This is a genomic window from Mucilaginibacter sp. P1_A3 (assembly GCF_056406855.1).
The window spans coordinates 171,807-195,803 of the sequence record NZ_JBFTZJ010000014.1 but is presented as its reverse complement, the minus strand read 5'-3'; the positions used below and the strand labels follow the sequence as shown (position 1 = coordinate 195,803).

The 23,997-nt window shown below is 42.6% G+C and carries 18 protein-coding genes; 14 read left to right on the top strand and 4 right to left on the bottom strand.

Translation table 11 applies throughout. The annotated features are described in order from the left end of the window. Positions 1-45: 45 nt before the first annotated feature. The 4 genes from AC1D0K_RS26780 to AC1D0K_RS26765 all read left to right on the top strand — a co-directional run bounded on the left by AC1D0K_RS26780 (position 46) and on the right by AC1D0K_RS26765 (position 4,789). Positions 46-1,134, top strand: coding sequence for a glycosyltransferase family 4 protein (locus AC1D0K_RS26780; RefSeq protein ID WP_477391649.1), 1,089 nt, complete (start codon positions 46-48; stop codon positions 1,132-1,134). Positions 1,135-1,231: 97 nt separating this feature from the next. After that, positions 1,232-3,091, top strand: a complete 1,860-nt coding sequence (locus AC1D0K_RS26775; RefSeq protein ID WP_477391650.1) for an ABC transporter ATP-binding protein — start codon at positions 1,232-1,234, stop codon at positions 3,089-3,091. Between the two features lie 68 nt (positions 3,092-3,159). After that, positions 3,160-3,756, top strand: coding sequence for a hypothetical protein (locus AC1D0K_RS26770; RefSeq protein WP_477391651.1), 597 nt, complete (start codon positions 3,160-3,162; stop codon positions 3,754-3,756). Positions 3,757-3,838: 82 nt separating this feature from the next. Beyond that, complete coding sequence (locus tag AC1D0K_RS26765; RefSeq protein WP_477391652.1) at positions 3,839-4,789, top strand: nucleotide-diphospho-sugar transferase; 951 nt, start codon at positions 3,839-3,841, stop codon at positions 4,787-4,789. Positions 4,790-4,850: 61 nt separating this feature from the next. Here the strand turns inward: AC1D0K_RS26765 and AC1D0K_RS26760 are convergent, their stop codons facing one another. After that, the gene (locus AC1D0K_RS26760) at positions 4,851-5,531 is read right to left on the bottom strand and encodes a porin family protein (RefSeq protein ID WP_295712884.1); all 681 of its coding nucleotides are present in this window, start codon (positions 5,529-5,531) and stop codon (positions 4,851-4,853) included. A 123-nt stretch (positions 5,532-5,654) separates the two neighbouring features. On the opposite strand from AC1D0K_RS26760, the gene AC1D0K_RS26755 reads away from it, so the two are divergent. The 9 genes from AC1D0K_RS26755 to AC1D0K_RS26715 all read left to right on the top strand — a co-directional run bounded on the left by AC1D0K_RS26755 (position 5,655) and on the right by AC1D0K_RS26715 (position 19,775). Beyond that, positions 5,655-7,382, top strand: a complete 1,728-nt coding sequence (locus AC1D0K_RS26755) for a glycoside hydrolase family 3 protein (protein WP_477391653.1) — start codon at positions 5,655-5,657, stop codon at positions 7,380-7,382. A 333-nt stretch (positions 7,383-7,715) separates the two neighbouring features. Beyond that, positions 7,716-10,889, top strand: a complete 3,174-nt coding sequence (locus AC1D0K_RS26750; protein WP_477391654.1) for an ATP-dependent DNA helicase — start codon at positions 7,716-7,718, stop codon at positions 10,887-10,889. A 205-nt stretch (positions 10,890-11,094) separates the two neighbouring features. After that, positions 11,095-12,438 (top strand): M28 family peptidase, encoded by a 1,344-nt coding sequence (locus AC1D0K_RS26745; RefSeq protein ID WP_477391655.1) that lies wholly within the window; start codon positions 11,095-11,097, stop codon positions 12,436-12,438. A 197-nt stretch (positions 12,439-12,635) separates the two neighbouring features. After that, positions 12,636-12,779 carry a DUF6728 family protein gene (locus AC1D0K_RS26740; protein WP_366086741.1) on the top strand — a complete coding sequence of 48 codons (144 nt, stop codon included), beginning with the start codon at positions 12,636-12,638 and terminating at the stop codon, positions 12,777-12,779. Further along, positions 12,776-13,153, top strand: a complete 378-nt coding sequence (locus AC1D0K_RS26735; RefSeq protein ID WP_295712866.1) for a RidA family protein — start codon at positions 12,776-12,778, stop codon at positions 13,151-13,153. Before AC1D0K_RS26740 ends, AC1D0K_RS26735 begins: the two co-directional genes overlap by 4 nt. Positions 13,154-13,399: 246 nt before the next feature. Further along, positions 13,400-15,502 (top strand): ATP-dependent DNA helicase RecG, encoded by a 2,103-nt coding sequence (gene recG, locus AC1D0K_RS26730; RefSeq protein ID WP_477391656.1) that lies wholly within the window; start codon positions 13,400-13,402, stop codon positions 15,500-15,502. Between the two features lie 130 nt (positions 15,503-15,632). Next, positions 15,633-17,015 carry a M20/M25/M40 family metallo-hydrolase gene (locus AC1D0K_RS26725; RefSeq protein WP_477442163.1) on the top strand — a complete coding sequence of 461 codons (1,383 nt, stop codon included), beginning with the start codon at positions 15,633-15,635 and terminating at the stop codon, positions 17,013-17,015. Between the two features lie 222 nt (positions 17,016-17,237). Further along, complete coding sequence (locus AC1D0K_RS26720) at positions 17,238-18,557, top strand: MFS transporter (RefSeq protein WP_477391658.1); 1,320 nt, start codon at positions 17,238-17,240, stop codon at positions 18,555-18,557. A 45-nt stretch (positions 18,558-18,602) separates the two neighbouring features. Beyond that, positions 18,603-19,775 carry an aminotransferase class V-fold PLP-dependent enzyme gene (locus AC1D0K_RS26715; protein ID WP_477391660.1) on the top strand — a complete coding sequence of 391 codons (1,173 nt, stop codon included), beginning with the start codon at positions 18,603-18,605 and terminating at the stop codon, positions 19,773-19,775. Between the two features lie 8 nt (positions 19,776-19,783). On the opposite strand, the gene AC1D0K_RS26710 is transcribed toward AC1D0K_RS26715, so the two are convergent. Then, on the bottom strand, positions 19,784-20,731 hold the full coding sequence (locus AC1D0K_RS26710) for a tryptophan 2,3-dioxygenase family protein (protein WP_477391661.1): 948 nt from the start codon (positions 20,729-20,731) through the stop codon (positions 19,784-19,786). Positions 20,732-20,947: 216 nt separating this feature from the next. On the opposite strand from AC1D0K_RS26710, the gene AC1D0K_RS26705 reads away from it, so the two are divergent. Then, positions 20,948-21,418 (top strand): universal stress protein, encoded by a 471-nt coding sequence (locus AC1D0K_RS26705; RefSeq protein ID WP_295712848.1) that lies wholly within the window; start codon positions 20,948-20,950, stop codon positions 21,416-21,418. An 88-nt stretch (positions 21,419-21,506) separates the two neighbouring features. Here the strand turns inward: AC1D0K_RS26705 and AC1D0K_RS26700 are convergent, their stop codons facing one another. Continuing rightward, positions 21,507-22,796, bottom strand: a complete 1,290-nt coding sequence (locus tag AC1D0K_RS26700) for an HAD-IB family phosphatase (RefSeq protein WP_477391662.1) — start codon at positions 22,794-22,796, stop codon at positions 21,507-21,509. A gap of 148 nt (positions 22,797-22,944) precedes the next feature. After that, a complete protein-coding gene (locus AC1D0K_RS26695; RefSeq protein WP_477391663.1) occupies positions 22,945-23,910 on the bottom strand; it encodes an SDR family NAD(P)-dependent oxidoreductase in 966 nt (321 codons plus the stop codon). Between the last annotated feature and the right edge of the window lie 87 nt (positions 23,911-23,997).

Below are 23,997 nucleotides of genomic sequence, written 5' to 3'. Positions count from 1 at the left end.
AAAATAGAACAATGGTTCAAAATAAAAACATCTAAATAAAAACTGTTGAAAATATTATTTGATCATCAATACTTTTCCTCTCAAAAATACGGCGGCATCACCCGGTATTTTGCAAATTTGAACCGGGGCTTCAATGAAATTTCCGGCACAAAATGCACAATAGGAGCCTTGTATTCCGAAAATGAATATATTAAAAACTTAGCCCTTCCTTTAAACAATGCAGTAGGGAAAGCTTTTTTTAAAGGCCATAACGGCCGTACCTATAGGTGGAACAAGCGGTACTCCAATTTGCTGATAAAGGCAAATAACTTTGATGTTTTTCATCCCACTTACTACGATACAGATCTTTTAACAAACCTTAAAAAGCCCTTTGTGATAACCGTTCATGACATGATCCATGAGCAGTTCCCTGCTTTTTTTCCTGATGCGGATATTATTATTGCACGTAAAAGGCAGATGATTGAAAACGCCGACGCTATAATTACCATATCACAACATACTAAAAGCGATATAGTGAAATTTTTTCCGGGGACGAATGCTAAAATAAGCGTAGTGCATCATGGGTACAACCAGAACGTTTTACCGCCAGCCAGTTTATCGCTTCCGGGCAATTATATATTGTACGTTGGCGATAGAGCTTATTATAAAAATTTTGCCCTTTTTGCAGAGGCAATAACTCCTGTTTTACAAAATGGTAATGATTTGAACCTGTTATGCGTTGGGGGCGGTAGCTTTAACCAAACCGACCGTGATTTGCTAACTAAGCTTGGAATTGCAGATAAATGCAGGCAGCTAACCGCTACCGAGGCGGAGTTACAGCAAATATATCAACAGGCCCAACTATTTGTATTTCCATCATTACAGGAAGGCTTTGGTTTGCCACTGCTGGAGGCCTTTGCCAATAATTGCCCGGTAGCATGCAGCAATACAACCAGCTTGCCCGAAGTTGCCGGCAATGCAGCCGAATACTTCGATCCGCTCGATAAAGCCGCCATAGCCGGCGCGGTAACCAACGTTTTATATAATAATGATTTAAGGCAGGAGCTTGTTAAAAACGGGCAGCAAAGGCTGCAGCTTTTTACGCAAAAAAACTGCGTTAATAATACGTTAAACATATATAAATCTGTTATATAACTGCCGGCGGTTGCAGTAGCAGACATTAATCATTATGCACCTTTAAAGCTAAGTATGCCTTATTTTGTATAATTTCACATTTTTATAAATACTTTAAATGAAAATTTATTTCAGGCTGCTCTCATTTGCCAAACCGATAGAGAAATTTGCTATCCCATATATATTTTTTACGCTACTATATGTACTTTTTAGTACGTCGGTATTGGGATTGCTGGGGCCTTTGCTTAATACGTTGTTTCTGGGGAATAGCAAAACCGATCCTTTAGCCGCCGTTAAAGCGGCTAAAGATATATCCACCTTTGATATAACCGGGTGGTTTAAATATTATACCGCCCATTTTATTAATGATTATGGAAAATGGTTTGCATTGAAATTTGTATGCGGTGTAATAGTGGTGGCCGTATTTTTAGGTAACATATTTAGATACCTGTCTCAGCGCATTATGGAAAGCCTGCGCATACATACCTTGCTTCGTATTCGTAAAGCTGTATTTGATAACGTAATGAGTTTGCATATGGGGTATTTTAGCAATGAGCGTAAAGGCGATATCATGTCTAAAATAGCATCTGAAGTTCAAACTGTGCAGTTTTCTGTAACGGGGACCCTGCAGGTGGTTTTTAAAGAACCCCTTTTGTTAATTGGTTACCTGGTATGGCTGTTTATGATATCGGCAAAGCTTACCCTTATTTCGCTGCTTATATTGCCGGTGGCTGGCTTGTTAATTTCCCGTATTGTAAAAAAGCTACGTTCACAGGCTATTGAAGCACAAAATTCATATGCCAATATGATAAGCCAACTTGATGAGGCCTTATCCGGCATTAAAATTATCAAAGCATTTAACGCTACCGATTTTAGCATCAAGCGGTTCGATGATGAAAATGTAAAATATTCAAAGATAACCAGGGCGATGTCAAAGCGCCAGCAACTTGCCTCGCCGGTTTCCGAAACATTATCGGTAACCATGATCTCATTTGTGGTGCTTTATGGAGGATATCTTATTTTTAATAATACATCAGCACTTAGTCCCGGCGATTTTATTGCTTACATAGCCTTGTTCTCGCAATTAATGCGGCCGGCCAAAGCCATCGGCGATTCGTTCAGCAACATCCATTCGGGACTTGTTGCCGGCGAACGCATATTAGCGCTTATAGACGAGAAGCCAATGATTGTAGATGCCCCGGATGCAATTGCTGTTGATGACTTTAAAGATGCTATCAGGTTTGAAAACGTTTCTTTTGCGTATAAGGAAAAAGATGTGTTAAAAAACATCAATCTTACTTTACCCAAAGGCAAAACAATAGCACTGGTAGGCCCATCAGGCGGTGGTAAATCAACACTTATGGACATGATCCCCCGTTTTATTGAACCTCAAAGTGGTCGTATCATGATAGATGATCATGAAATTAAGGAACTAAAAACAACATCTTTGCGTGCGCTGATGGGCTTTGTTAACCAGGAGTCTATCCTGTTTAATGACACCATATTTAATAATATAGCTTTTGGCAAACCTGATGTAACACAGGAACAGGTAGAGGCGGCAGCTAAAATAGCTAATGCACACAACTTTATTATTGAAACCGATAACGGTTACCAAACTAATACAGGTGATCGTGGCTCAAAACTATCTGGTGGACAAAGGCAGCGCATCTGCATTGCAAGGGCCGTATTGAGCAATCCGCCTATTATGTTACTTGATGAAGCTACATCGGCCCTGGATACTGAATCTGAAAAACTGGTGCAAGACGCGTTAAACAATTTAATGAAAAACCGCACCTCGCTGATCATTGCCCATCGTTTAAGTACTATTCAAAATGCCGATTTGATCATCGTGCTTGAAAATGGCTGTGTCGCTGAGCAGGGCTCGCACCAGGGGTTGCTGCTAAAGAACGGTATTTACAAAAGATTGATAGAAATGCAGGCGTTTAACGATAGCGGGGAAAATAATACAAGCAAGTAAGAGTTATTATAATATGCTGCTATTACAGTTTACATCTATTTATAAAACATTAATTGATTGTTGTTTGCATGAGCCATGTAATAATTACTACTGCCAATATTCCTGAACAATATGAGCGCAGGAAGCAGCAATATGTCGACTCCATTGAAACCTGTTTAAAATACTCGCATCTTTTCAGTTCTTACACTGTATTGGAATGTGTATCTGAAAAAGAAGAATATCTCGATCAATACAATACTGTTTACAGCACAGAGGGAAATCGGTACCCTAATAAGGGACTAAATGAGTTAAATCACTTGAGGGTTTTTCTTGAGGAATCAACATTAAAAGATTCGGAACCTATCATTAAACTTTCAGGTAAATATATAATTGACGACAGTTATTTTTTTGAGAAGGTAATAGAGCTTCAGCATAAATTCGACAGTATCTTTAAAAACGATGATGATGTTTTTGAGGGGAACGGCTATCATACTTTTTTTTATTGCTTAAAAAAACGGCTGTTTTTGGATACCATTAATAGTATAGATTTTTCACTTGTTAATGACACGCCTATTGAATGGGATATAAAAAACTATTTAATGGTAATGGACAAGCATATTGAAATTGACAGACTGGGTATAACAGCCTACCAGGGTGCAAACTCCGAGAGAATATTTACTGCATAACGGTTTGGTTGTTTAGCCTTACCTATTAGCGTATTTAAATCAAAATAAGCAAGAGCTAAAGTTTTATACCAATATTTGCAGTATGGAAACAGCTATTGCTAATAGTTCAACAAAATCGGCGGTATTATTTATCATATTTAACCGGCCCGATACCACCAAAAGGGTTTTTAGCCAGATACGGAAGGCGAAGCCGCCTCGCCTTTATATAGCTGCCGATGGACCACGGGTAACAAAGCCCAACGAGGCTGAGTTATGTAAACAGGCCAGGGCCATTGTAAGCGAAATAGATTGGGACTGCCAGGTGCAAACGCTCTTTAAGGATGTTAATGCAGGCTGTAAAAATGGCGTATCATCTGCGCTAGATTGGTTTTTTTCGCATGAGGATGAAGGAATTATCCTGGAAGATGATTGCCTGCCGGCAGATACCTTTTTTAAATATTGTGACGAACTGCTTGAAAAGTATCGCTTTGATACACGTATAAGGCATATAGGTGGCAGTAATCTGCAGGGGGGTAAAATATGGGGCGATGCCAGCTATTATTATTCAAATATGACACATGTTTGGGGATGGGCCGGCTGGCGACGCGTTTGGAAAGAGTATGATAAAAACCTTTCGCGATATGATGAAAATGATGTGCGTAGCGTATTATCAAATATTTTTGACGAGCCGTTAATAGTTGATGCATGGGAGGAGATTTTTAAGGAGATGAAAGGCGGCTTGATAGATACGTGGGATTATCAGCTAACTTTCACAAATTTTTTTAACAACAGTTTATCCATTATACCCAACCATAACCTGATCAGCAACATAGGCTTTGGCGTAAATGCAACACATACTACCCATGCCGATAGCGCGGAGTCAAACATTCCTGTTGTTGAAATTGGCCAAATAACGCATCCTGTTTACATGGTGCCGCAAAAACAGGCCGATTATATTACTTTAAGTCGCGAGTTTAATGTAGTTGGCCGTAAAAAAGACCAAACACTGCGCCGTAGGTTTAAACGATGGATCAAGTCGCCGTTTAAAAAATAGTCCCATAAAAAAAGCCACCCGGCAATCCCTGATGACTCTTTTCATACTGTTTTAATTGTTTTTACTGAAACTTAAATCCGAGGCCAATTTGCCAAACCTGGTTGCGGTAATCGGGTAGGTATGAATCGTTATCGGGATGGTTAGCTGTTAAATCAATATTATATCTTGCCCTTAACTCCACATTTCTGGCAACATCAACACTTAAGCCTATAACGCCGCTTACATTGGTTTGGTCGCCGCGGTTGTTATAAAAGTGTTCATAATCGGTATTGAAATCGGTTTCGTATTTGTTACTTGTCGAAGTTAAAAAGTTTATAGAAGGCCCTACCAGGAAGTTAAAGTTTGGCGCAAGTTTAACTTTTAAAAGTAATGGCACATCAATATAATTTGTACGCTGGGTAAACCTGCCATATTGGGTGTTCGCGGCGTAACCCTTGCCCGAATACATGATCTCCGGTGCAAACGATAATGGGTAAACAATAGGAATTTCCAGCGTTAACCCCGCATTAAAAGCAGCTATGGCATCTGTACTAAAATTTGAATCATACGCGTCAATAGTGTTTGCAATATTTAAGCCTGCAGTTAAGCCAACTTTAACACGGTAAAAATCATCGTCCTGGTGGCGTTGTCTTTCATGTCGCTCGGTGCGGTAGGGAGGTCTGCGGCGTGGTCCATAATATCGTTGCGCACTGGCGGTGTAGGCTGCAAATAAGCAAAGGGTAAAAAAGATAATTTTTTTCATCGTTAGTATGTTTTAATATACTCATAGAGTAAAAATTGTACTAAAGGTTTATTAGCGATTTAATTTTTGTAATAATTACGCGGTCGTGAAGCTGCAAAAACAACATTTACACTACATTTGGACATGCCAAAATTGAAAATCATTTATTGCTTTATCTCCATTGTTGCCCTTAGTTTTATGGGTATTGATGCATTTGCGCAAAAGGAAAGCTATATAGAGAGTTTAAATAAACAAAACCAATGGGTGGATTCTGTTTATAAAAAACTGAGCAAAAAACATCGTGTAGCCCAGCTGCTTTTTGTAAGGGCACATACCAATAAAGGCCGCGCTTATGAAGATTCGGTAGGCAAGGTGATTGAAAAACAGCAAATTGGCGGCCTTGTATTTTTCCAGGGCGGTCCGGGCAGGCAGGCAAGCCTCACCAATACCTACCAAAAACTGGCTAAAGTGCCATTACTGATAGCTATGGACGGTGAGTGGGGCCTGGGTATGCGTTTGGACTCTACCATTTCATACCCATACCAGATGACCCTTGGCGCCATACAGGATAATAACCTCATTTACAAAATGGGCCAGCAGGTGGCTTATGATTTTAAACGAATAGGCGCGCAGATAAATTTAGGTCCGGATATGGATGTGAACAATAATCCTGATAACCCGGTGATCAATTACCGGTCGTTTGGTGATAATATGTATAACGTAGCCAAAAAAGGAATCGCCTATTTTAAAGGCATGCAGGATGCCGGTTTGCTAACCACTGCCAAGCATTTCCCCGGTCATGGGGATACCAATGTTGATTCGCATTTTGATCTGCCGCTGTTGCCCTATAGCCGGGGTCGGTTAGATTCGCTCGAAGAATATCCTTTCCGCGAGGCGATCAATGCAGGTATCAGCGGGGTAATGATAGCACACATGAGCATCCCGGCGCTGGATAGCACTACACATTTACCATCTACCTTATCCCGCCCAATTATTACCGGTGTTTTAAAAGATTCATTGAGATTTAAAGGGCTGGTAGTATCCGATGCAATGGAGATGAAGGGCGTAGTAAAGTACTTTCCCAACGGCGAAGCTGATGTAAGGGCTTTTATTGCAGGTAACGACATCATTGAATTATCAGAAGATTCTAAACGGGCCATTAAGCTGATCAGGAAAGCAGTTAGGCAGGGTAAAGTAAGCAAAGACGAATTTAAAGCCAGGGTGAAAAAGGTATTAGCCGCTAAATATTGGGTTGGGCTAAATAATTACCAGGAAGTGCCGCCGGCAAATTTAAGTGAGGATATTAACGGTGTGGCCGCCAAAGCGCTGGTGCAGCAATTGAGCGATGCCGCGGTAACGGTATTGAAAGGCGATGCATCAACGCTAAAGCTTAATCCATTTTTAAAAACAGCTATTTTAAGTATTGGTGTTTCGTCGCCCACCGTTTTTCAGCAGGAAGTAGCTAAAAGCTTTCCGAACAGTAAATTGTTTATGGTTGATAAAAATACGCAGGCAGTTGAATTAAAGAATATACTGGGTTTATTAAGCCAATACCAGCAAGTAGTAGTCGGCATACATGATACCCGCCTGCGCCCCCAAAGCAAGCTGGATTATACCAGCGATGTAAAACTGATGATAGCCGACCTTGCCGCACGCAAAAATACCGTAATGAGTGTATTTGCCAATGCATACACTATAGCCGGCCTGCCCGGTATTGAAAACTGCAACGCATTGATGGTATGTTACCAGATGAGTCCCGAGCTGCAAAAATCAGCAGCAAAGGTGTTAACGGGTAATCTAAAACCAACGGGTAAATTGCCGGTAAGCGTTAATGTGTTTTTCCCTACGGGAACGGGGATTGGGTTGCAGTAGTTGGCAACATAGCGGTGAAGACTCACCCGGTCTACGCTACGCTGGACCACCCTCTCTTCACCTGTGGTGTAAAGAGGGGTTGAATATTTGTTAATGTTTTTGGTTTATAAATTAGCCAATTCCCTCTTTTCAGCGAAGCTGAAGAGAGGGTGAACGAGCGCAGCGATGTTCAGGTGAGTCGTAGCCTGCGTTCAAAGCTGATGCCCGGCTTAAAGCAAACATATCATGGCGAGGCATGACGCAATAATGGATGATAAGTTGTTTCATCACAAAAACATTACCTGAGCCCAAGTTGCCATCCCGCCCATCGTTTTCTATCTTTACTAAACAATTATGCAATCTAACTTTAATAAGTACAACGATAAATTTCAGGCGGCTTTAGCGGGTTTAAACCCCGAGCAGCTGGCTGCAGTAAATAAAATGGATGGGCCAGTACTGGTAGTTGCCGGGCCGGGTACCGGTAAAACACAGATCCTGGCGGCGCGGATAGGGAAAATCCTAACCGATACAGATGCCCTGCCCAATGAAATACTGTGCTTAACCTATACCGATGCCGGCGCGGTAGCCATGCGCAAGCGCTTGTTCGAGTTTATTGGTCCGGATGCTTACCGCATCAACATCTATACTTTTCATGCTTTTTGTAACGAGATCATCCAGGAGAACCTGGAGTATTTTGGCAAACTGAACCTGGAATCATTGTCTGATCTGGAATCGGCTATGCTGTTTCGTGAACTGGTGGATGAGTTTGATAACGACCACCTGCTAAAGCGCTTTACCGGTGATGTATATTACGATACCAAGCGCCTTAAAGACCTCTTCAGCACCATGAAACGCGAGAACTGGGACGCTGCAATGATTGAAACAGCCGTGCAGGAATACCTGGATGATATCCCCAACCGCGAGGAATTTGTTTACAAGCGAGCCAACTCCAAAACCGGTATAAAAGTAGGCGATCCAAAGCAAAAGGATATTGATGCCGCGCATGACCTCATGAACAAGCTGGTAGCTGCCGTGCGCGAGTACCAGAACTACGATACCAAAATGAAGGCCCGTGGCCGGTATGATTATGACGACATGATCATTTGGGTATTGAGGGCTTTCCGCGATAATGAAGAGATTTTGCGTAAATACCAGGAACGTTACCAATATATTTTGGTTGATGAGTTTCAGGATACTAGTGGATCGCAAAACGAGCTGCTGCGTTTTTTGCTCAATTACTGGGATGTGCCCAACGTATTTGTGGTGGGCGACGATGATCAGTCGATCTTCAAATTTCAGGGGGCCAATATGAAAAACATCCTTGATTTTGCTACCGACTATGTGAGCACGTTACAGACGGTGGTGCTCAAGCACAATTATCGGTCGAACCAGCATATTCTCGATATTTCAAAGGCCCTCATCAATAATAACTTTGAGCGTTTAACCACCCAGCTTCAGCTGGATAAAGATCTGCGTGCATCGCATCCACGCTTTGCGGAAATGACGGTGGAGCCGGTGATCCGTGAATACGAAAATGCCAACCAGGAGTTGGTAGATGTATCGGCACAAATAAAACACCTGATTGATAAGGGAACCGAACCGGGCGAAATAGCGGTAATTTACCGCAACCACAGCCAGGTGGAGGAAATGATCCAATACCTGGAGGTAAAAAAGATAGCGGTAAATACCAAACGCAAAATAGACATCTTAACCCAGCCCTTTGGCGAAAAGATCATCAACATTATGAGCTATCTCATGATGGAGCTGGATTCACCTTACAGCGGCGATGAGTTACTGTTTGAGATATTACACTATGATTTCTTTAATATTGAGCCCATTGAAATAGCTAAAGCAAGCATCGCGGTATCGCAGGAAAACTTTTCGGCCAATAACCGGGATAAGCAAAGAACATCCATCCGTCGTTTCATCAGCGAGCTGCGGCCGCCCGCCCAGCCGGATCTGTTTGCCCCGGATAAATATATGGAGATGAGGTACCTCATGAACAATATTGATGAGTTACTAAAATCGGCGGTAAATGTAACCCTGCAACAGTTTTTTCAGGATGTGATAGCCAAAATGGGTATCCTCCGTTACATCATGCAGCAAACCGATAAAGGAGGCTACATGCAAATGCTCACCAGTTTTTTTGATTTTTTGAAGGACGAAAGTCGTAAGAACCCCGATATTAAACTGGCCGACCTGATGGCCACCATCGAGCTGATGAAAAAGAACAGTATCAGGCTTGATCTGAACAAGGTGATCTTTAGCGACAACGGCGTTAATTTTTTAACCGCCCACGGCTCCAAGGGATTGGAATTTGAACATGTGTTTTTTATCGGCTGCGATAAGCGCACCTGGGATAGCAAGGGCCGCAATAATGGCTTTAGCTTGCCAGATACACTTACCAGTACCTCATCTGATGATATTGCACAGATAGAAGAAGCGCGCCGCTTATTTTATGTGGCCGTTACCCGTGCCAAACAATGCCTCATGATCTCTTACGCTGGTCAGGATAAAAAGGGGAAGGCTCAGGAAGCCAGCAGATTTGTAGGCGAGATATTGGCCAGTACACACCTGGAAGTACAATTCCCTAAAGTTACCCCCGACGTAATGATCGATTTTGTTGCCACCCAGTTTAGTGAGGTGGAAAAGCCTAAGGTTGAGTTGCTGGATACGAATTATATTAACCAGTTACTGCAAAGCTATACCCTATCGGTAACGCATTTAAATAACTACCTGGATTGTCCGCTGCGTTTTTATTTTCAATGTTTGATCCGGGTGCCTTCGGGAAAAAGTCCGTCGGCCACGTTTGGGCAGGCGGTGCATTGGGCGCTCAATAAAACTTACAGATTACTGAAGGAAAACGATAATGAGTTTCTGTCTACCGAGCAATTCATGAAGGAGTTTGAATGGTATATGGTGCGTAACAGGGATTCATTTACAAAAAAAGAATATACAACCCGGTTAGCCTATGGCTGGAAGATATTACCGCCATACTATGAGCAAAATTTGGATACCTGGAACAAAATAGCCGTAACCGAAAAATCCATCAAAAACATTGAGATACAAGGCGTGCCCATAAAAGGTAACCTGGACAAAATGGAGTTTGACGGCAAAAACGTAACGGTTGTGGATTATAAAACCGGTAAAGTTAAAAATGCCAAAGATAAACTGTTGCCGCCAACCCCGGAGGCCCCTATGGGTGGCGACTACTGGCGCCAGGGCGTGTTTTACAAAATATTGGTAGACCATGACCGCACCAACGATTGGGAAGTAATTGACACCATTTTTGATTTTGTAGAACCCGAAAGTGAAGGCGAATACTTTAAGAAGAAATATGTGATAAGTCCGCAGGATATAGAATTGGTGACCAGTCAGATTACCGAAACTTATCAAAAGATAATGGCCCATGATTTTAATACCGGTTGTGGCAAAAAAGAGTGCCAGTGGTGCCATTTTGTAAAAAGTAATTTTAAACAGGCAGATGAGCTTTTAACCGCGGCGAGCGAGGAAGAAGAGGAAGTGTAAAGGGGGTGAAAAAATGAGGGGCATGTGCGATTCCCCTCTTGAGAGGGGCGGAGGGGTGTGTTTTGTCAGGCGCAGAAACACACCCCTGCCATTTCACCTTCCCAAGCGCCCCTCTCAAGAGGGGATTTTAAAAATGACAAAGAGAATCATATCAATCTAATAATGCTATAAATTAAGGTTCCTACAGAAAATCCAATACCACCCAATGAAATACATCACCCTAATCCTCCTTTTAATCACAGCATCAGCCTCAGCCCAAACCATCATCAAACAGGATGAAAAAATTAAACAAATGGTTGATGAGGTGTCCTCCAAAAACATCGAGACTACCATCCGCAAATTGGTAACCTTTAAAAGTAGACATACGCTGAGCGATACCAGCAGCAAAACCGCCGGCAGCGGTGCGGCGCGTAACTGGATCAAGGCAGAAATGGAAAAATATGCCAGTGAATCGGGCGGACGAATGACCGTTCAATTTGATACGTTCACGCAGCCTAAGGGCACACGCATTGATAAACCGGTAAAACTTAAAAACGTACTGGCCATATTAAAGGGTACCAACCCGGCCGATACACGTGTATACCTGGTATCGGGACATTATGATTCAAGGATTAACGATGTAATGGACGCCAATGGGGTGGAGCCTGGGGCAAATGATGATGCATCGGGTACCGCACTTTCTATGGAACTGGCAAGGGTGATGGCTAAACGGTCGTTCCCGGCAACTATAATTTTTATGACAGTAGTAGGCGAGGAACAGGGGTTATATGGATCTACAAACGTAGCCAAACGCGCCAAAGCCGAAAACTGGAACGTAGATGCCATGCTGAACAATGATATTGTAGGCAATACCCACGGTATGGAAACAGATTTGAAAGATAACCGCAGCGTTCGTGTTTTTAGCGATGGGATACCAACCAATGCTACGGACAAACAAGTGGCTGCATTAAAATCATTAGGTGGCGAAAATGATAGCCCCTCGCGCGAGCTGGCCCGTTACGCCAAGGAAACCGGCGAACGGTATGTTGACCAGCTTGATGTGAAACTCATTTACCGCCGCGACCGCTACCTGCGTGGTGGCGATCACCTGCCGTTTTTGGAACAGGGCTTTACGGCCGTACGGTTCACCGAAATGAATGAGGACTTTAACCGACAGCACCAGAACATCCGTACAGAAAATGGAGTAGAATACGGAGATCTGCCCGATTTTGTGGATTTTAATTATGTGCAAAAAGTAGCCCGCATGAATCTGTCGGTATTAGCCAACCTTGCCTCAGCACCCGGTCGACCGCAAAACGTGGGCATCATAACCAGCGATCTTACTAATAAAACCAAACTCACCTGGGAAGCGCCGGCTACCGGCAAAAAGCCAGCCGGTTATTACGTATTGATGCGCGAAACTACGAGCGCTTTTTGGGAAAGGAAATTTTACGTAGCCGATACGACCGCTACGCTGGCTTACTCAAAAGATAATTACTTTTTTGCGGTACAGGCCGTAGATGCCGATGGACATGAGAGCTTGCCGGTGTTTCCTAAACCGGTGAGGTAGAGGATAAAAGTGTCGTGTCATTTTGAGTGTTAAATTTTCGAGAAACGCTGAAGGAGAGATGACGATTTAAAAGGTTTGTCATCCTGAGGGACGAAGGATCTATTTGCAAACTATGCAGAGCAAAGAAGCATAGTGGAGAGTAGATCCTTCACTATCGTTCAGGATGACAAAAAGGAAAAATATTGTAAGTTTGTATTATGTATTTCTTTAGAAAAAAAGATCCCAACAGGCCAACAAACATTAATCTGCGCATTATGCATATTATAAATGCTATTGCCATAACTATGTTTTTAGCTGGCATCATCTATAAGCTGATACAAGTGTTCATACTCAAAAAATGATGGAAATAATAAACACCAATAACGCGCCTGCACCTATCGGGCCATACAGCCAGGCAACTGTTGCCGGTAATTTTGTATTTGTTTCGGGCCAGATCCCGCTTAATCCTGCTACCGGCGAATTGGTAACCAGCGGCATTAAAGATGAAGCTGTGTTGGTAATGGAAAACATTAAAGCCATTTTAACTGAGGCCGGCATCGGTTTCGGAAACATTGTTAAAACCAGTATATTCTTAACTGATCTGGGTAATTTTGGCCAGGTAAATGAAGTGTACGGCACTTATTTTACCGCTAACTTCCCGGCCCGCGAAACGGTACAGGTATCTGCATTGCCAAAGGGGGTAAATGTGGAGATCTCGGTTATTGCAGTAAAATAGAAATTCAGCCTCAATCTATAAAAAACACACATCAATGCGATGAGTGAAACCCGGAGGCTCTGAAAGACGAAATGACAAATCGGCGAAAGACTTACGAAGTTTTTAAAACTTCGTAAGTCTGAATTCCACAACGCGTCATTGCTGGGCACGAAGCAATCCCAAACTATACAGGGCGAACCAGCAAATCGGAGATTGCTTTGTTCCCCGCAATGACGATTTTATAATATATGGTTCTCAAATAAACCTATGGATCCTTTTCAAACACCCATCGTATACCTAAAAGGTGTTGGCCAAGCGCGGGCCGAAGTTTTGAAAAAGGAATTAGGTTTAGCTAATTTCGAGGATTTGCTGCGGCATTTTCCTTTCCGGTATATCGATCGTACCAAGTTTTATAAAGTAAAAGATATTCAGTCCGATCTGCCTTATGTACAGGTGCTGGCCCGCGTTATTAGCAAACAGGTAGTGGGCGAAAAGCAAACCAAGCGCCTGGTGGTACAAACCCGCGATGATACCGGTACGCTGGAACTGGTTTGGTTTAAAGGCATTAACTGGATAGAGAAAACCATTGTTCCCGGTACTGTATATATTGTATTTGGCAAACCCGGTTTTTTTAACGGGCAGGCGCAAATGGCGCATCCCGAAATGGAGATATACTCACCTGCCACCATGCAACGGCAGGGGAACGCTACGTTGCAGCCGGTATATAATTCTACCGAAAAGCTAAAGCAGTTTCAGCTGGATAGTAAGGGAATCCAAAAACTTACCTCCGTTTTATTAGGTTTGCATGCTAAGGATATCAATGAGAATTTACCGCTGTATATCCTCCAGCACTTTAAACTAATTGGCCGTGCAGAGGCCTACCGGAATATTCATTTCCCCGCGGATGCCAACCTGCTGAATGAGGCGCTGCATCGCTTAAAATTCGAAGAATTATTCCTTTTGCAATTGAAGCTATTGCGCAATAAGCTGCTGCATACTCAAAAATTTAAGGGGAATGTTTTTAATACTGTTGGTCATTATTTTAATGATTTTTATCACCATAAGTTACCCTTTCAATTAACTACGCCTCAAAAACGGGTGCTGAAAGAGATAAGGCAGGACACCCAGCGAGGTGTGCAGATGAATCGCCTTTTGCAGGGTGATGTGGGTAGCGGTAAAACTGTTGTTGCATTGATGGCCATGCTGATTGCTGTTGATAATGGCTTTCAAACCTGTATCATGGCACCTACCGAGATATTGGCTAGTCAGCATTTTCAAACCATCAGCAGTTTGGTAGGCGAGGGCTTTATAGAGGTGGCACTCCTAACTGGCTCTACCAAACAAAAAGACCGTAAAGTATTGCATCAGAAACTGGAAAGTGGCGAATTGAAAATACTCATAGGTACTCATGCTTTGATAGAAGATAAAGTGCAATTCAAAAATCTGGGCTTTGTGGTGATTGATGAGCAGCACCGCTTTGGCGTGGAGCAAAGGGCGAAGCTATGGCGAAAAAATATTATACCACCCCACATCCTGGTGATGACGGCCACGCCCATACCCCGCACGCTGGCCATGACCTTGTATGGCGACCTGGATGTGTCTGTAATAGATGAATTACCTGCCGGACGAAAACCTATCCAAACGCTTCATTTCTTCGAGAATCAGCGCCTGCGGGTTTTCGGCTTCATGAAAAAAGAAATTGCGCTGGGCCGGCAGATTTACATTGTATATCCCCTCATCCAAGAAAGCGAAAAACTCGATCTGAAAAACCTGGAGGATGGTATCGCGGTTATGTCGCGCGAGTTTCCTCTGCCCGATTATCGCATTAGCATAGTTCATGGCAAACTAAAACCTGCCGATAAGGAATTTGAAATGCAGCGCTTCATCAAAGGCGAAACACAGATCATGGTAGCAACCACGGTTATTGAGGTAGGGGTGAATGTACCCAACGCATCGGTAATGATCATTGAAAATGCCGAGCGGTTCGGCCTGTCGCAACTGCACCAGCTGCGTGGCAGGGTAGGGCGCGGTGCCGAGCAATCTTATTGTATTTTAATGAGCAGTCATAAACTGAGTCAGGATGGTAAGATCCGCCTGGATACCATGGTGAAAACCAATAACGGCTTCGAGATTTCTGAAATTGACCTGCAGCTGCGTGGTCCCGGTAATTTGGATGGTACCCAGCAAAGTGGCGTGCTCGACCTGAAGGTGGCCAACCTGGCAACAGACCAGGAGTTGTTATTTAAAGCCCGCAAAACTGTTGAACAGATATTGGCGAAAGATCCTCAACTGGCCCTGCCCGAAAACCAGGTGCTGCACCATTCCTTCCAAACAAAAAATGCGGGTTTAAGCTGGGATAAAATTTCCTGAGTCTTTCATTATTGCCGCAAAATATTACATTTGTTTCCGACTGACTTTTGTTGATCATTTCATCAATAATTATCGTGCATAAACGTACATTATTGATGATTTATCGCCGTTTATTGACTAATTAATTTCGATGAAAAAAAGATTTACTCTACTATTTTCTGTGCTGTTATCAGCAAACCTGCTCCACGCGCAGGACTCATTAACCATCCGTAAAATTTACGATGAAGCCCTTGTAAACGGCAAAAGCTATGAAAGCCTGCGCTACCTGTGTAAAGGTATCGGTCAGCGTTTAAGCGGTTCGGCCAACGCCCAAAAAGCGGTGGACTGGAGTAAGAAATTGATGGAAAGCTATGGCTTTGATAAGGTTTATTTACAGGAAGTTATGGTGCCGCATTGGGTTCGAGGGGCAAAAGAAACCGCCTTTATCATTGATGGTAAAACCCGCATCCCGGTACCGATAGCTGCTTTGGGCATGACGGTAGCGACACCAAAAGAAGGAATAACCGCAAATGTTATTGAAGTACAAAGCCTGAAAGAGGTAGAAACTCTTGGAGAAAGCGTTATAAAAGGTAAAATAGTTTTCTTTAACAGGCCCTTCGATCCAAGGTTTATTGAAACCGGTCGTGCTTACGGAACTGCTGGTGATCAGCGTTTTATGGGGCCGGCTGTTGCGGCCAAATATGGCGCTGTTGGTGTTATAGTTCGCTCACTTACAGAATCACTGGATGATTATCCGCATACCGGTGCAACTTTGGTTGATAAGGATGGAAAGAATATCCCTGCGGCAGCGATATCAACAAAGGCGGCTAACAGGTTAAGCACCATGCTTAAATTGCGTAAGCTGCCATTGGTTAAATTTTACTTTAAGCAAAGCTGCCAAACACTGCCCGATGTGTTATCATACAACGTAGTGGGCGAATTAACCGGTACCGAGCACCCCAATAAGTTCATCACAGTAGGTGGTCACCTTGATTCATGGGATCTGGCGGAAGGTGCTCACGATGATGGTACCGGAGTAATGCAGTCTGTTGAGGTTTTAAGGGTATTTAAAGCGATAGGTTATCGTCCTAAAAACTCTGTACGTGCTGTATTTTTCATGAACGAGGAAAATGGCGACAAAGGCGGCGCCAAATACGCCGAGCTTGCTGCACAAAATAAAGAAGAACATATTGCGGCTATTGAAACAGACGAAGGCGGCTTTACGCCACGTGGCTTTAGTTTCGCGGATGTATCAAATGATTTTATCAAGAAAATAAACAATAACTGGAAAGCACTATTTGAGCCGTATGAAATTGACCAGCTAACCATTGGCGGATCTGGTACAGATATTGAGCCCATGAAAGAGAAACTGCCAGGTGTGGTTTTGATAGGATTCAGGCCTGATTCTCAACGCTATTTTGATATTCACCACACACCAAACGATGTTTTCGAGAACGTGAACAAACGTGAGCTTGAACTGGGTGCTGCCGGCATTGCAGCTTTAATCTATTTGATAGATCAGCACGGGTTATGATTTCAGATGTGCAGATTATAGATGTGCAGATGTGCAAATTTCAAATGTGCAGATTAAGTATATAAATTAATAACTCCATTTCCCGCCGCCTGTGTCCTCACAGGCGGCTTTTTTATGTAGTTAAAATCTGCACAGCTGTTATCTTACATTAAAAAAATCCTGTTAATCCTGCAAAATCTTGTTAATCGTGTCGTAAATTTGCGGCACATCTAAAACAACACTGTGGCCGAAGAAGGAGATAGTAAACCCAAAATTGATTCCTTTGCAGCATTGCGATATAAAGATTTCAGGTCTTACATCGGGATGCGCTTTTGTTTCACCTTTGCATATTCAATGCAGGCCGTTGTAATCGGCTTTTATATTTACCAGTTAACAAAAAGTGCGTTTGCGTTGGGGCTTGTAGGTTTGTGCGAGGCCATACCGGCAGTGTGTATCGCCTTATATGGAGGTTATATTGCTGATAAGTCCGAAAAGCGCAAAATGCTGTTATTCATATTTAGCGGGGTAATCCTTACCTCACTTGTAATGTTTACGGTTACCCTCAAAAGCATGAGCGGAGTTATCCATACCGGTTGGATAGTACCTGTCATTTATATCATGATCTTTTGCAATGGTATTGCCAGGGCCTTTTACGGACCTGCAACTTTCACCATTTACGCGCATAGTATACCCAAAGAATTATATCCTAACGGAAGCACCTGGAGCAGTTCGAGCTGGCAGGTTGCGTCTATTATAGGTCCGGCGGCCGGTGGCTTAATCTATGGCTATTCTGATAAGCTGATCCCTGGCTTAAGCGGTATTACAGCAACATTTGTTGTAATTATCTTTTTCTTGCTGGTATCGCTAATGCTTGTAGCATTATTACGTAAATATCCGCCGGTATTTGTACCTAAGGAAAGTATCTGGAAAAGCCTTTCTGAAGGCATTCACTTTGTGTTTAGTAATAAAATGATGATTGGCGCCATGAGCCTTGACCTGTTCTCGGTATTTTTTGGCGGAGCTGTGGCACTGTTACCCATATTTGCCAACGAGATATTAAAAGTAGGAGCCGAAGGGCTGGGCATTATGCGGGCAACCTCGTCATTAGGTGCAGTATTAACTATGCTGGTTATGACCAGGTTTTCGCCTATGGGTAAGCCCTGGCGTAATTTGCTTATCGCGGTAACGGGTTTTGGCGTTTCTATTATCTGTTTTGGTTTATCGCGTAGCTTTTACCTGTCGCTATTGTTTTTATTTACCGAAGGTGCATTTGATAGCGTTAGCGTAATTATTCGCGGTACCATTATGCAACTGTTAACTCCAGACCACATGCGTGGCCGTGTATCCGCAGTAAACCAGATGTTTATAGGATCATCAAATGAGATAGGCGCTTTTGAATCAGGAACGGCTGCCCGCCTGTTGGGTACTGTGCCGTCGGTAATATTTGGTGGCAGCATGACTATGATCATCGTGGGCATTACCTACCTTAAAACTAAAAAGCTGATCCCATTATCGCTACAACAGATACAACCACCCAAGGTGGAAGCTGAAACATCTGTTTAGCCGCGTGGGTATTTATATCTTTTATTACCTAATAATAATGGTGAAATGATTCCAAGGGGGATATTAGATATAACTTATACAGATGTGTTCAGGGGGCTGTATTATTGTTTCCTGGATTTTATTAAAATTAAAGAAGCATATAATCATCCTAGAAATGAAGATGAGGTGATCTGCCTTTCTGTACGTTCTGGCTTTGATGTTTTATTGAGCGCGCTTGATTTGCCCATAGGGAGCGAAATAATAGTTACCGATATCAATATCCCCGATATGTTTGCTATTATAACGGCCCATCAATTGGTTGCTGTGCCGTTGCCTGTTAATAAAAACACGTTGAGCATTTCGCCACAGCATTTAAAAGAGGCTGTTACGCCCAATACAAAGGCCATATTAATTACCCATCTTTTCGGCGTTATCACAGATCTGGATGAAATTGCTGCTGTAGCTAAGGAATATAACCTGGTGATGATCGAAGATAGGGCACAAGCCTTTGCCGGGCCTGTTCTTAGCAGGGATATACTATCGGATGTAGTCATGTTTAGTTTTGGGCTTATCAAAACTAACACAACGGTAAGTGGTGCTTTGCTTCAAATAAAGTCTCCTTCCATTTGCAGTAAAGTAATTGCGATTAACAGGCAACTACCCAAACAGTGCAGTTCTGTTTTCTTCAAAAAACTTTTTAAGGTTTTAGTGATGAAGATACTTACCGCTAAAGTTATTTATACTTTGTTCTATAAAATGTGCATAGCCAAAGGGAAAGATTTTGATACAGTGCTATCCGGATTTACAAAGGGTTTTCCCGGCGAAAGTATGCTGGTAAAAATAAGATTTCAGCCTTGTGTGCCAAACGTCAGCTTGATTAACTACAGACTGAAAAATTTTAAAGCGGATGTTATTGATCAAAGAAAAAAGCTGGCATCGGATATTTTAAAAGATGTTTCGGCAACAATGTTAATTGGCGCAGACGCTGAACAGCATAACCATTGGGTTTTACCTGTAAAAACAGAAAAAGCCGCTATGTTTATTGATTATTTACGGTCAAACGGATTTGATGCAACCCAAAAGGCATCAAGCCTGGTAAAGCTTTCATCACCGGTAACTGTAGTTAACGATGATGAGCTTAATCTTGAAAATTTGGTTTACTTACCCATGTTCCCCGGTATGAATACCCTTGAAAGGAACAGGCTGGCAGCTTTGTTAAAAAGGTTTGCCAGCGCATAAGTTATCATCTACGCCAACACGCTATCTACCCAGGCCTTACCCCAGTTTTCAATTTCGTCGGCGGTCCAGAGTGATGGATAAAATATACGTTTCTGGAAACGCGGAGGCAGGTATTTTTGCCAGTTGGTGCCACCGGTAGCTTTAATTTCTTCGGGCTCGCGGTTAAGGTAACGAACGGCAGATTTATAATGCGATAGCGGCCAGTTCACATTTACATTGATATCAAGCTGACGCAACTCATTTTTTAATTCGGGGGTAAATTGCCCTGCCGCTTCAAATTTGAGGGCCAGGGTATTAAAATTATAATTTGCCGCTGCTTTTCCAAGTTCAATGAAAGTTTTGGAATACTTTTTTTCGAACTGTTTAAGTGTTAAGGTTTTTTTTCCGGTTGATAGCTCGGTTGCTCCAAATTTCCAGTAAAGGTATTCAAACTGCTCTTCGATGGGGGCATCACGCAATTCTTCCCGTTTATCCTTAGCAACCAGGTTAATAAAATCGGTAGCATAAATTTCAATCATACGGTATTGTCCTGATTGAAATCCACTGGCGGGCAATAATGACATTCTGAATTTGAGGAACTGCTCTTTTTCCATCCCATCGACCATGATCTCGAATGATTGGGTTAAAGCGCCAAAATAACGGTTAATGCGTTTTAACCGCGCTATTAAAAATTCTGCGGTTAGTGGTTGGGCTTCTGCAATCTGGTGGCACTCGTGCAGGGCCAGCTTAAAGTAAAGTTCGGTTATCTGGTGATAGATGATGAATATTTCTTCGTCGGGGAAAGGTGTTTTAGGGCTTTGCAGACTCAGTAAAGTATCCAGGTGGATATAATCCCAGTACGTTAGAAAATCGGCATAAAGTAAGCCGTCTAAGTATGAGTTCATATCCTGGCCCATGGCCTCATATTTTTCTTGTAGTTGCGACAGGCGCTCCTCAATTTCGGGATGGAATTGCATGGCCAAAGTTAATAAAAATGAAATGAGCTTAAATAGGGGTATTGATCTGCAAAAGATAAAACATTTTTGAGATGAGAGCGTATTATGTCTGAATCTGAGTTTATTGGATTAACGAATTGCTAAAATTTTATGTTCTTGTTTGATGTATAGGTAATTCTGTTAATTTTATAGAACCAGAAAAATCCGGTTTATGCAAATCCTTAACCCTTAAATATCATGAAAATCAATAATGTACTCATAGGCGTTGACGAGAGTACCTACGCCCACAATGCAGTTGCTTATGGCTTTGATATTGCCCGCAAGTATAACGCGGCAGTTGGTTTAGTACATATTATTGAACCCGTTATATATCCGCCCGATACTAACGATGGCTTAGTCGGTATGTCCATGGATCCAGCTATGGGCCAGATGCAGGTTGAGCTTGTAAACCTACAAAGTGAACACTCATCAACCGTTATAGAGGGTTTGATAAAAGAATTTGGAACCGGGCTGGTTGTAACTAAGTTTATTGAATTTGACGATGCTGGTAATGGGATAATAAATTGTGCAAAACAATTTAATGCAGATTTGATAGTAGTAGGCACCCACAAACGTTCGGGTCTTGATCGTTTGCTGTCTGGAAGTATAGCGGAGAGCGTCATCCGCCACTCAGATATACCTGTGATGGTAGTACCTTTTGCAGAATAGGTCCGGTTCGGGGTTCGTGTTGCGTGGTTCGGGTGGCATAAGTTTAAAAGCTTTCGCTATCAACCCATGCAACCCGAATCCTGAAACCTTAATAAAGTAATCTGAATTTTATGGTATGCTCAATGGCCTTTAGCTGATTGAGTACTTCGGTATCATAACCAGTGTTCACGTCAGTAATTACGTACCCTATTTGGGGGTTGGTAACCAAAAACTCGCCTACTATATTGATGTTATGGCGCGCAAATACATCATTTATTTTGGCCAGTATGCCCGGTACGTTTTTGTGGATGTGAATTAGTCGGTGAGCGTTGTTAACCCTCGGTGGTTGCAGATCAGGGAAGTTACAGCTTGTATGCGTTTTTCCCTCGTTCATGAAAGCCATAACTCTTTTGGGGATAAAATCGTTGTTATGGGGATTATGCTTAGGGTCGTCAAATATGATAATGCCGCAATCAGTAGCTGCATCGGAAAGTTTGCGGTTGCATTTACCAAAAATACCTATCACTTTTAACCTGCCAGCATTCTGGATCTGCTCTGGATTAGGCTGATGCCCTTCATCACAGAATAAAACTCCCGCTTCTTCTAAATATTTTTCTTCAATATCTTCCCTGTTGCGGATGTTGTAACCTTCCTTTTTCATTTGCGCCTGGGCATCCTCATCAATATTGCCTACTATCAGGCATTTAATGCGGTTTTTAGGATATGATATAGCCCTTGGCAGTTTATTAATATACAGGAACTCATCAAAGCTGGGCGTAATATGGTCGGCTTTTTCGGCTACGGATTTGCGTTCAATATTCTCGGTAAAGGCAAAGAATTTTTTGATCATGCCCGATTCCTTTAGCTGGAAATCAGAATAACCATCGCCAATGCCATAAATATCACCTGGCAACTGTAATTCTTTCAGCAATTTAACCTTACCACCCTCTTGCGAAAGGGGATTGGTGCGGTCGTAACCTACAATATTACCTTCTTCATCAAACTCGAAGGTATTGGCGTAAATGTTTTCTTTTTTGATGTGATACTCGGTAACCACTGGCGTAATAAACTCTTTAAAACCACCCGATACGATCAAAACCTCGTCCTGGTGATTTTTAAAGAAAATGGTATTACGGGAAAATGACGTGGATACTTTTTTCTTAAGATGGCTTATCAGCTGCTTTAAATGATCGCGGTTGGCCTGCAATAATTTAACCCTTGCTTCTAAACTTTGAGTAAAGGATAACTTGCCTTCCATAGAGGCATTGGTTAAATCTTCAATCTGTTTGTAAATGCCCTCCCGGTCGGGGTGATTTTTGAGAGATATACGGGCCAGTTCGTCAAGGGCCTCAACCTGTGTAAACGTGCTGTCGAAATCAATAATAAAGTACTGCTCCATCTTGGGTGCAAAGGTGCGAAAAATTTTGTAGATAGAATAAGTAGAGTTTTATTAGTTGATTGGCTGAGCTGTTATTTTACTTTATTATAGAAAACACCGTTGCCCTGAGGGGGCCGTATTTAGATCACAAATTACCATGATCTGCTAATTATTTCAACGCCTCACAAATCTCCTTAACCGTTTTACTTATCGGCTTAAACTCAATCCCAATAGCCTTTTTAATTTTTGAGTTATCAAACTCGCGTGTAACAGAGGCTGCCTGGGCAGATGTTTTATCGATAGCCGGATCGCCGCCTGTAAGTGCAGCCCAAACAGCAGCTCCGCGCCAGCCAATTTCCATCAGCCAGGGTTTGGCTAAAATGGCGGGCGGCTTTATACCGAATCCCTGTGCGGCGGCTGTAGTTATAGCTTCATAGGTATGGTTTTCGGCGGTAATGATATAGCGCTCGGCTGTAATATTGCTGTTCATGAGGCCCGTCATACATTTAGCCACGTCTTCCACATCAACAAAACCGATACTGCCGCTGGTGTAAAATTTAAGCCCTTTACGTATAGTCTCGAACAAAGCGCCACTACCTTCTTTACCAGCACTCACGCCTATAATAAGCGACGGATTTACAATTACAGCATCCAACCCTTCGGCAATTCCCCGCCATACTTCCATCTCGCTTTCCAGCTTGGATATGGCATAACCATCATTTTCTGTTGATTGTTCCAGGTGATGATTCTCGGTAGTCAATTCGCCGGGTTTGGCAAGGCCTATGGCAGCTATAGAGCTTACATGAACCATCCTGATGCCCTTTTCTGTACATAAATTAACCAGGTTGGCTGTGCCGGTTACGTTTGTGTTGATCATCGGCTCTTTATCAGCAGCTTTGAGTGATACCCATGCCGCGCAATGGTAAACCTGTATTACACCTTCCAGCGCGTTTTCCAATGCAAAAATATCCAACAGATCGGCGTTAACCCATTCAATTTGCGCTTGAAAAGGAGCCAATAAATTGGGTATGGTTGAGGTAGTCCGTTTGGTACAGCGAATACGCGCACCGGATTTAGCCAGTAACTTTGCCAGTTCGGCCCCGAGAAAACCTGTTGCGCCAGTAATAAGAATCATATGTGCAGATTTCAGATGTGCAAATATGCAGATATTAGTTAGATGTGCATACGTGCAAATTAAGTTCGTTGACGTCGCCGTTCAGAT

What these genes read in the sequence shown, in the direction of transcription:
- AC1D0K_RS26755 (WP_477391653.1), top strand. Translation starts at nt 5,655, where the DNA reads ATGCCAAAATTGAAAATCATTTATTGCTTTATCTCCATTGTTGCCCTT.
- AC1D0K_RS26760 (WP_295712884.1), bottom strand. Translation starts at nt 5,531, where the DNA reads ATGAAAAAAATTATCTTTTTTACCCTTTGCTTATTTGCAGCCTACACC.
- AC1D0K_RS26775 (WP_477391650.1), top strand. Translation starts at nt 1,232, where the DNA reads ATGAAAATTTATTTCAGGCTGCTCTCATTTGCCAAACCGATAGAGAAA.
- AC1D0K_RS26750 (WP_477391654.1), top strand. Translation starts at nt 7,716, where the DNA reads ATGCAATCTAACTTTAATAAGTACAACGATAAATTTCAGGCGGCTTTA.
- AC1D0K_RS26765 (WP_477391652.1), top strand. Translation starts at nt 3,839, where the DNA reads ATGGAAACAGCTATTGCTAATAGTTCAACAAAATCGGCGGTATTATTT.
- AC1D0K_RS26710 (WP_477391661.1), bottom strand. Translation starts at nt 20,731, where the DNA reads ATGCAATTCCATCCCGAAATTGAGGAGCGCCTGTCGCAACTACAAGAA.
- AC1D0K_RS26725 (WP_477442163.1), top strand. Translation starts at nt 15,633, where the DNA reads ATGAAAAAAAGATTTACTCTACTATTTTCTGTGCTGTTATCAGCAAAC.
- AC1D0K_RS26740 (WP_366086741.1), top strand. Translation starts at nt 12,636, where the DNA reads ATGTATTTCTTTAGAAAAAAAGATCCCAACAGGCCAACAAACATTAAT.
- AC1D0K_RS26700 (WP_477391662.1), bottom strand. Translation starts at nt 22,796, where the DNA reads ATGGAGCAGTACTTTATTATTGATTTCGACAGCACGTTTACACAGGTT.
- AC1D0K_RS26705 (WP_295712848.1), top strand. Translation starts at nt 20,948, where the DNA reads ATGAAAATCAATAATGTACTCATAGGCGTTGACGAGAGTACCTACGCC.
- AC1D0K_RS26745 (WP_477391655.1), top strand. Translation starts at nt 11,095, where the DNA reads ATGAAATACATCACCCTAATCCTCCTTTTAATCACAGCATCAGCCTCA.
- AC1D0K_RS26770 (WP_477391651.1), top strand. Translation starts at nt 3,160, where the DNA reads ATGAGCCATGTAATAATTACTACTGCCAATATTCCTGAACAATATGAG.
- AC1D0K_RS26715 (WP_477391660.1), top strand. Translation starts at nt 18,603, where the DNA reads ATGATTCCAAGGGGGATATTAGATATAACTTATACAGATGTGTTCAGG.
- AC1D0K_RS26695 (WP_477391663.1), bottom strand. Translation starts at nt 23,910, where the DNA reads ATGATTCTTATTACTGGCGCAACAGGTTTTCTCGGGGCCGAACTGGCA.
- AC1D0K_RS26735 (WP_295712866.1), top strand. Translation starts at nt 12,776, where the DNA reads ATGATGGAAATAATAAACACCAATAACGCGCCTGCACCTATCGGGCCA.
- recG (WP_477391656.1), top strand. Translation starts at nt 13,400, where the DNA reads ATGGATCCTTTTCAAACACCCATCGTATACCTAAAAGGTGTTGGCCAA.